We start from the raw sequence: 8801 nt of genomic DNA on the forward strand, positions 1-8801 counted from the left end.
AGTGGTTCCCACTACCAAGCCCACAACGGACTTTCACCGTCAAGTTGTTGCCCATGCTGGGCACACACAAAAAAAGCTGAGATTACATTAAAGTAACTCAACTTTTATTATTTATAATTTACCTATTGTATAAATTTTTTATTTAATAATAATTTAAGTGAAATTATTCAGCCCAATGCCAACCATTACTTCCCGCACCTATTTCAAAGTGATATTTTACTATTCCAAGATCTACTTTACTGTAAAATGCCATTAAAGCTTTTGCTTTAACTTCATTTCCTTTAAGTATTATATTAAACTTTTGTTGGTTAACTGCTGTTGGTGCAAGTTGTGCAGCCTCCATTCCCTTTCTAAACCACTCTGGCATTTCACCCTCTACTGAAGAAAGTTCTTCTATAGTTTTTGTTTTTCTAGAAATCCCTGAAGTTTCACCATATCCAATGGCAATTACACATACTAATTTTTCATCTCTATTTACTGTACATTTCACCTTTGATTTACTATAAGTAAGTGCTACCCAACATGTATTAAGCCCTAATTGTGCTGCTTTTAAAACAATCTTTTCCCCATAATATCCACAACGTTCATCAAGATTATCTCCTTTTTTTCCGATAATAGCTATATAATTTTTAACATTTTTAAAATTTCCATAATGAGCCATCTTACCACTAAATGCATTAGGTTCATCAACACATAGTTGTATATTCATATTTCCTTCATTATTGCATTCATCAATTGTTTTTCTTAATTCACATTGAATTTCTGAACTAATTTTTTTATCTGTATAACTCCTTACAGAATGACGCTCCTTCATAGCTGTTAAAATATCCATTGCTAACACTCTCCCTTATATATTTAAAAATTTTCTTCTTCATTTTTAGAACAATTAACATCTTGAACTATTTCATATATATAATTCATCAAATCCTTTAGTTCTCTCCATTGTGTTTCATCTGAATTAACATAATAATAGTTTTTAGTTCCTTCACGCCTCATATTTATTATTCCTACATTTTTTAATATTCTAAGATGGTGAGATACCGCAGGTCTCGATAAATGTGTCTTTTAAGTAATTTCACCAACTCTAATTCCATTATGATCACTTTCAAGTAATGCAATAATAATTAATTGTCTAGTTTCATCTCCTAATGCAATGAAAGCACTTCGTGAACTCTTAAATCTTTCAGCTAATTTAAACATCCTTTGTTTACATTTATCCATAATTACTTTCCCTTTTATATAAGTTTATATTTTATATCCCTATTATATGTAATTTTATCTCTGGGTCATGTATACTTAAAATCCCTCTATATCTTTAATTGTTTTATATATCACAAACCCACATTAATTTTTATTTTATTCTTCATATAACAGACTATTTCTAATGTCTAATTATTTTATTATTACTAAAAGCTTCATTAAACAGTTTAAACTTTTAAACCATTTTATCATAAAAATATTATTTTTTTTCAATGGGAAAGAAAATCAAGACCATTAAATTTTAAAGTGATTTATCTCTTAGAAAATATAAAAATACTTTCATAGAATCTAATTATATTTATTCTATAAAAGTATTTTAAATTTAGATTTATTTAATTTTATATTTAAATTCTTTCTTTTTATAACTATTCCTTATATTTATAGATTAATTTCTTAAGCCTATATATTTATTACTAATAATATATTCTAACCTAATAAATGTATTTAAAATAAATCAATTCCTTGTTGTAACATCTCCTTAAATTCTTCCCAACTTACAAATTTTCCACCCATACTTTCTAAATGATTAGTATGCATTTGACAGTCTAAAAATAGATATCCTTCTCTTTCTAGCTTTTTACACATACTTATCAAAGCTAATTTAGATGCATTTGTTTCTGTTGAAAACATACTTTCACCAAAAAAGCATCTTCCTATTTTAACTCCATAAAGCCCACCTACAAGCTTTTCATTCTTATATACTTCTACACTTGAAGCAAAACCTTTATTAAATAAATTTATATAGGCTTCCTTCATATCATCAGTTATCCATGTTCCTTCTTTATTTTCTCTAAGTTCCTTACATTTACTTATTACACCTTGAAAATCATTATCAAAAGTAATTTTAAACTCACCCTTATTAAAAACTCTCTTCATTGATTTTGATATTTTAACTTCATTTGGTTTTATAATAAATCTAGGTTTTGGACACCACCATAATATTGGATCTTCATCATTATACCAAGGAAAAATCCCATTACAATAAGCTAATAAAAGCCTTTCCCATCTTAAATCTCCACCTACAGCTAATAATCCATCCTCTTCTGCAAACTCTGGATTTGGAAACATTATTTCATCTGTTAATTGGTATATAGGCATACTATCCCCCCATAAGTTATTTAATACTATTAAAATATCATAATACTGTAATATAATCTATTGTATTTTTATATATAAAAAGGCTGTAGTTTAAAACTACAGCCTATAACAATCTAAAATTATCTTCTATTTTGTTCTTTTTTAGCTCTTCTACAAGCAACACATCTTGTTGGTTCGTTATCGAATCCTTTTTCTTTGTAGAATTCTTGTTCTCCTACTGAAAATACGAATTCACTTCCACAATCTCTACATACAATAGTCTTATCTGTCATAACTATTCCTCCTAAATTTTAAGATTTTAAATTGATAATATAATCTCTAATTTACGAGAAACTACCTATCCAAATGAAATCTATTATTTTGTTAGCATTTCTGCTACTCACTAAGTGTAACATAGTATTACTTATATTACAAACTTTATTTTTTATTTTTTTAAAATATATTTTTCCAATAAACTTTATATTCTTTAGAATGGCCTAAATACCCCATTTATCGTTTTATGCTATTAAAAAAATTTTATGATTTTATATTAACTGTTGGCATTATATATTCTTCCATATTAAACTCTTTATTTATATATCTATTAAAAAACCAACATGTTAAATCATAAGAACATCTATGTAATATTAATGCTGATTCGCTATTATTTCTACTATCTATAGAAGACATATTAATTACTCTTCTTATTTTATTAAATATAGCTAGTCCATCTTCATCTATGTCTGTTTTTATCTTTAACTCTTTTAATCTATCATTTTGATCCATACCAATAAGCAACCCTAAACCTTCAAGTTTTGCTACTTCTTGTGTTAAATTCTCTGAAAACATTTTAGCTTTTGTTATTGAAATATTTGCATCTCTAAACAATGCTTTTTCCATGGCTATCATATAATTATTTAAATACCTATAATTCTTATCTAATTCATTAAATACTTTATTTTTCGTAATTATCTCCACCTTTTAATTAATTTTAAATCTAATATTTTTCTTATTTCTAATTATATCATATATAACATATTAATACTCTTAATTTAATTCATATCATTAATATACATTATGCTAATTATGAAATATATTTCTAATTGCTACTTTTATTAGGTTTGTTTTTATTATATGATTTACTTCTATAGTTACTTTTTCCATTCCTATTTTTGTTTCTATTATTGTTGTTTCTATTACCTTTATTTCTTTCACTATTACTCTTTGCTTGAATTGTAACCACTGGTTGTATTATTTCATACTCTTCTTCTAATACAGGTATAGACTTACCAATAATTTTTTCAATACTTCTAAACATTGCTTTTTCTTCTTCATCACAAAAAGTTATTGCAACTCCTGAAGCCCCAGCTCTTCCTGTACGTCCAATCCTATGTACATAAGTTTCTGCCACATCTGGAAGATCATAATTTATAACGTGAGATAATTCATCAATATCAATTCCTCTAGCTGCAATATCTGTAGCAACTAAAACTCTTATATTACCTTCCTTAAAATTATTTAATGCTAATTGTCTTTGATTTTGAGACTTATTTCCATGAATGGCTGCGCTTTGTATTCCAGCCTTTTCAAGATCTTTTGCTATCTTATTTGCTCCATGCTTAGTTCTTGAAAAAACTATCACTGACTTTATACTTTCATCTTTTAATAAATGAATCAGTAATGATTTTTTATTCTTTTTAGGCACAAAATATACACCTTGTGAAATAATTTCTGCTGTTGAAGAAACCGGTTGAACCTCTACTTTAACTGGATTCTTTAAAATAGAATTAACAAGCTTAGTTACTTCTTTTGGCATAGTAGCTGAAAATAATAAATTTTGTCTTTCCTTAGGTAATTTCGATATTATTTTCTTAACATCATGAATCATTCCCATATCAAGCATTCTATCAGCTTCATCAAGTACAAAGTATTTAACATTACTTAAATCAATATGTCTTTGATTAACTAAATCTAAAAGTCTTCCTGGTGTTGCAACTAATACATCTACTCCCGCATTTATTTTTCTTACTTGAGACGTTTGGTTTACTCCACCAAAAATAACCGTGTTCTTTATATCTAAATATTTTGCATATATAGTGAAATTTTCCTCTATTTGAATAGCTAATTCTCTAGTAGGTGCTACAATTAAAGCTTTTATGCTTCTTTCTTTACTGTTGCCTTTAGCTGTAACTATATTTTGTATTATTGGAATTGCAAAGGCTGCTGTTTTTCCAGTTCCTGTTTGTGCACACCCTAAAATATCTCTTCCTTTTAACACTACAGGAATTGAATTTTCTTGTATTTCCGTAGGCTTTTCATATCCAGCCTCACTTATAGCCTTTAATACAGGCTCTATTACATTTAACTCTTTAAATATCATCTTTTCTCCCTTACGATTAAATTTATCCTTAAATAATGTATTACATTAAATAAAATATACATAATTAATATAGATTTTAATAAAAAAGAACACTATATATGCCCAGTTACTAACAAAAGCATTATATAGCGTTCACTTATAACATTATATATCATTTACTTAATAATAGCATTAACTTTTTACTGGAATATCTCTTAAGCCTATACTAATTTTTCTTTAACTAATTAAAAGTATAGTACATTTATGCACCATTTAAGTTAAATATAATAATACTATTTATCATTAATCTCAAATAAAAAAAGCTAGATAAAACTCTTATCTAACTCTTTCATCAATAAAAATATATTCAATACTTATGCTACTATAGTATCTTTACTTTTACTTTTATTATTTTTTCTATTTATTATATAATCAACTAATATAGCAATAGCTCCATCCCCTGTTACATTTGTTGCAGTACCAAAGCTATCTTGAGCTGCATGAAGTGCAATCATAAGGGGTTTTTCTAAAGTACCAAAGCCAAGCATTGATTCTAATAGTCCAAGTGCCGCCATAACTCCTCCACCTGGTACTCCTGGTGCTGCTATCATTGTGACACCAAGCATAAGTATAAACGGCATTATCATTCCAAAAGTAGGAACTTGTCCATTCATATACATGACAGCCATTGAAGTAAGTACTAAAGTTATAGTATCTCCTGCTAAATGTATTGTTGCTCCTAGAGGGACAACGAAATCTAAAACTTCTTCACTGACATTATTCTTCTTAACACATGCCAAAGTAACTGGAATTGTTGCTGCTGATGATTGTGTTCCAACAGCTGTCATGTATGAAGGAATCATATTTTTTATAAGTTTAAATGGATTTTCGCTTTTCACTGCACCAGCAATGCAATATTGTAATAATATATATGCTAATTGTAGTGAAAATAATATTACATACACAAGTCCAAAAGATTTTAATGTATTAAATATCTCACCACTATAACTTAACTTTGCAAAAACACATCCAATATATATTGGAACTAACGGAATTAAGACTTTAGTAACTATCATTAAAACTATGCTATTAAATTCTCCTACCATTTTCAACATAGCACTATTTTTTATTTTTGATAAACCTATACCTAATATGAAGGCTAATACAAGAGCAGACATTACACTCATAATTACTGGTATTTCTATTGAAAAGTAAGGTTGAATCTCTTTCCCACCTTCACCTAATAATACACTTCCATTTATAAATCTAGGTAATATATTACTTCCAATTAAGTATGCTGCAAATCCAGCACCTATTGTTGATATATATGCAATAACTGTTGTTATTATAAGACCTTTACCTGACTTTCCACCAAGACATGCTATCCCTGGAACTATAAATCCTATAATTATTAATGGAATCACAAATGACAAGAAATTTCCAAATAGTCCACTAAAAGTAGCTAATATTCTTACTGGAAAATCAATATCATTATTTCCACATATTAAGCCTATACTTATTCCTAAAATTAAACATAAAAATATTCTTGTAATTAAAGATATTTTTCTCATACTAAGCCCCCTCATATATTTGTATCCCCTTAAAATACATTTGTATTTTTTATCTATTTGTTGTCTTTGTATAGAATACATGTGTATTCTTACCACAAACTTAATATAAACCATATCTTTTATATTGTCAAACTATTTTTATGAAACTTTTTATATTTTCATTATTTTTTATATACATAAAAATGCTTTTTAGTGATTATTCATTTATTCTCTTCATTTCATCGCAAAAAAAAGAACCCCTACATATAAATTGGATTTTCTCAAAGTCCATCATATAGGTCCTCTTTTTTTATACTTACAATTTCTCATTTTTAAAGCGTATATAAATTATTGTACATATTCTTAGAAGAAAATCATTTTAATGGCAAATATAATTAATGTTATGCCTCCCAAAAAATCTGCATATTTAGATATAAAATTTATTCTTCTTATGTATCTACATAAATAAAATGCAAATGTGGAAAGTATTAATGTTATTACTCCAACAATAGTTGAATCTACTAGTACATTAGATATATTACTAACATAACTAAATGCAGTAAATCCTACAACTAATGCATCAATACTAACTGATATACCTAAAATTAATACCATTCCTCTTTTTACTAATAATGCTCCATCCTTATTATTATCTTCAAAGCCTTCCTTAATCATCATAATTCCAACTATAGAAATTGCTATTCCACCAATTAAATTAGGTATAGCTGTTATATATTTTTCAAATAAATGCCCGCCTATTCCACCTAAAAAGAAGAATAAAAATTGAAATACAGCAAAAGATATTATAAATGCAACTTTATTACTTCTTTTTACTTTTGCATTTAAACCTATACTTATAGTAACTCCAACAGCATCCATCGCTAATGCCACACCTATAACAATTATATCTTGTAAATTCATTCGCCTCTCCTTTTTGCAATATTTGTATAATTATATTATTAAATTTATCTACCTATGATTATTATTGTAAATTTTATTTTTATGTCTTTTATTTATATGATTTTTATTGTATAGTATATATTGTATTAATTAATTAAGTTAAATAGTATATCACATTTATCTATATTAATTATGATTAATAAAATATAAAAAACTACATATTACAGCAAGTATGCTATATTAATTTAAAATAAAAATCATTACATAAATTTAAATTCAACTTAAAAGGAGAGTATTTTAATGGCAAATTGCATTATAGCACAATCAGGCGGTCCTACATCAGTTATAAATTCTAGCGTTGTTGGATTATTAGAGGCAAATAATAAATTAGGTGTTTTCAATAACGTTTATGCAGGACTAAATGGTATCGAAGGAATTCTTAATGGTAATATAATTAATTTATCATCATTTTCACAAACTGAAATTAACAATTTTAGATATACACCATCATCTGGTTTAGGTTCTTGTAGATATAAAATGAAAAAATTAGAAGAATCAACTGATGAGTATGATAGATTATTAGAAATTCTTAAAGCTAATGATATTAAAGCCTTCTTTTATGTTGGCGGAAATGACTCAATGGATACTATTGCAAAATTAAGCTACTATGCTGAAAAAACAAATATAGATATTAAATTTATAGGTATTCCAAAAACTATAGATAATGATTTAATGTATACTGATCATACTCCTGGTTTTGGTAGTGCTGCTAAATTTATTGCTACAACAGTATTAGAAACTTATTTAGATTCTTCTGTTTACATAAACAATGGAATATTTATTTTAGAAACTATGGGACGTGATACTGGTTGGCTTGCATCTGCTGCATCTCTAGCTAAAATGAACGGAAAACAAGTTGCTGATTTTATTTATTTACCTGAAGTTGCCTTTGATGTAGACAAGTTCTTAATGGATGTAAAAGCTAAATTTGAAGAGCAAAATCAAGTTTATATAGTTGTTTCTGAAGGTATTAGAACTGCTGAAGGAAAATTTGTTGCTGAAAGTAATGCTCAAGCACATGATAAATTTGGTCATGCTCAATTAGGTGGAGTTGGTCTTTTCTTAAAGAACTTAATAATTTCATCTGGAATAACTAAAAGAGTTAAATCTTTAGAACTTGGGGTTCTTCAAAGATGCGCTATGCATTGTGCTTCAAATATTGACTTAGAAGAAGCTTATGAAGTTGGTGCTGAAGCCCTAAAGCAAGCTAGCTTAGGAAAATGTGGCTACATGATTGGTATAAAGAGAGAGAGTAATACCCCTTATACTTCATCATATTTCTTAGTTGAGGCTAACAAAATAGCTAATAACGTTAAATATTTCCCAACTGAATGGATTAATGAAGAAGGTAATAATTTAACACCTGAAGCTGTAGAGTATTTAGAGCCACTTGTTTCAGTTGTTCCAACTGTAGTGTCTACTAGTAAGCTACCTGAGTTTAAAGTATTTAATAAATAATTTTTATAATATAAATGGAAGATGGATTTTAAACTTATTTTTTAGTTAATTTATCCATATTGAGACTGTAGATAATTTTGTGTAATATAGTTTCTTATAAATCAAATATTACTGGAAATTTTGATTTCCAGTAATAT

The 8801-nt window shown here is 27.1% G+C and carries 10 protein-coding genes and 1 pseudogene; 1 reads left to right on the top strand and 10 read right to left on the bottom strand.

Features of this window, described 5'->3' with window-relative positions; genetic code table 11:
* Nucleotides 1-163 precede the first annotated feature (163 nt).
* The 10 genes and pseudogenes from LPC13_RS16050 to LPC13_RS16085 form a co-directional block, all read right to left on the bottom strand.
* On the bottom strand, nt 164-832 hold the full coding sequence (locus tag LPC13_RS16050) for a nitroreductase family protein (protein WP_005212764.1): 669 nt from the start codon (nt 830-832) through the stop codon (nt 164-166).
* A 23-nt stretch (nt 833-855) separates the two neighbouring features.
* Nucleotides 856-996, bottom strand: coding sequence for a hypothetical protein (locus LPC13_RS17205; RefSeq protein WP_005212772.1), 141 nt, complete (start codon nt 994-996; stop codon nt 856-858).
* Between the two features lie 6 nt (nt 997-1002).
* A pseudogene (locus tag LPC13_RS17210) lies at nt 1003-1056 on the bottom strand (ArsR family transcriptional regulator); the annotation flags it as partial.
* 9 nt (nt 1057-1065) lie between these two features.
* Nucleotides 1066-1221 (bottom strand): hypothetical protein, encoded by a 156-nt coding sequence (locus LPC13_RS17215; protein ID WP_005212774.1) that lies wholly within the window; start codon nt 1219-1221, stop codon nt 1066-1068.
* A gap of 483 nt (nt 1222-1704) precedes the next feature.
* Nucleotides 1705-2358 (bottom strand): leucyl/phenylalanyl-tRNA--protein transferase, encoded by a 654-nt coding sequence (aat, locus tag LPC13_RS16060; protein ID WP_005212775.1) that lies wholly within the window; start codon nt 2356-2358, stop codon nt 1705-1707.
* A gap of 119 nt (nt 2359-2477) precedes the next feature.
* Complete coding sequence (locus tag LPC13_RS16065; RefSeq protein WP_195245280.1) at nt 2478-2630, bottom strand: zinc-ribbon domain-containing protein; 153 nt, start codon at nt 2628-2630, stop codon at nt 2478-2480.
* 244 nt (nt 2631-2874) lie between these two features.
* Nucleotides 2875-3315: a hypothetical protein gene (locus tag LPC13_RS16070; RefSeq protein WP_234089012.1), complete on the bottom strand. Its 441-nt coding sequence runs from the start codon at nt 3313-3315 to the stop codon at nt 2875-2877.
* 121 nt (nt 3316-3436) lie between these two features.
* Entirely contained in the window at nt 3437-4717 is a 1281-nt protein-coding gene (locus LPC13_RS16075) for a DEAD/DEAH box helicase (protein ID WP_005212782.1), read from the bottom strand.
* A gap of 353 nt (nt 4718-5070) precedes the next feature.
* Nucleotides 5071-6267, bottom strand: coding sequence for a dicarboxylate/amino acid:cation symporter (locus LPC13_RS16080; protein ID WP_040419229.1), 1197 nt, complete (start codon nt 6265-6267; stop codon nt 5071-5073).
* A 342-nt stretch (nt 6268-6609) separates the two neighbouring features.
* Nucleotides 6610-7167 carry a manganese efflux pump MntP gene (locus LPC13_RS16085; protein WP_005212787.1) on the bottom strand — a complete coding sequence of 186 codons (558 nt, stop codon included), beginning with the start codon at nt 7165-7167 and terminating at the stop codon, nt 6610-6612.
* A gap of 279 nt (nt 7168-7446) precedes the next feature.
* Here LPC13_RS16085 and LPC13_RS16090 point away from each other — a divergent pair, with 279 nt between their 5' ends.
* Nucleotides 7447-8664 carry a 6-phosphofructokinase gene (locus LPC13_RS16090; protein ID WP_005212789.1) on the top strand — a complete coding sequence of 406 codons (1218 nt, stop codon included), beginning with the start codon at nt 7447-7449 and terminating at the stop codon, nt 8662-8664.
* Nucleotides 8665-8801: the final 137 nt, after the last annotated feature.

This window comes from Clostridium celatum (genome assembly GCF_021412605.1).
In the GTDB taxonomy this organism is placed as follows: domain Bacteria; phylum Bacillota; class Clostridia; order Clostridiales; family Clostridiaceae; genus Clostridium; species Clostridium celatum.

Bases quoted from the DNA above. Each gene is read 5' to 3' on its own strand.
- LPC13_RS16050 (WP_005212764.1), bottom strand. From the start codon at position 832: ATGGATATTTTAACAGCTATGAAGGAGCGTCATTCTGTAAGGAGTTAT.
- LPC13_RS17205 (WP_005212772.1), bottom strand. From the start codon at position 996: ATGAGGCGTGAAGGAACTAAAAACTATTATTATGTTAATTCAGATGAA.
- LPC13_RS17215 (WP_005212774.1), bottom strand. From the start codon at position 1,221: ATGGATAAATGTAAACAAAGGATGTTTAAATTAGCTGAAAGATTTAAG.
- aat (WP_005212775.1), bottom strand. From the start codon at position 2,358: ATGCCTATATACCAATTAACAGATGAAATAATGTTTCCAAATCCAGAG.
- LPC13_RS16065 (WP_195245280.1), bottom strand. From the start codon at position 2,630: ATGACAGATAAGACTATTGTATGTAGAGATTGTGGAAGTGAATTCGTA.
- LPC13_RS16075 (WP_005212782.1), bottom strand. From the start codon at position 4,717: ATGATATTTAAAGAGTTAAATGTAATAGAGCCTGTATTAAAGGCTATA.
- LPC13_RS16080 (WP_040419229.1), bottom strand. From the start codon at position 6,267: ATGAGAAAAATATCTTTAATTACAAGAATATTTTTATGTTTAATTTTA.
- LPC13_RS16085 (WP_005212787.1), bottom strand. From the start codon at position 7,167: ATGAATTTACAAGATATAATTGTTATAGGTGTGGCATTAGCGATGGAT.
- LPC13_RS16090 (WP_005212789.1), top strand. From the start codon at position 7,447: ATGGCAAATTGCATTATAGCACAATCAGGCGGTCCTACATCAGTTATA.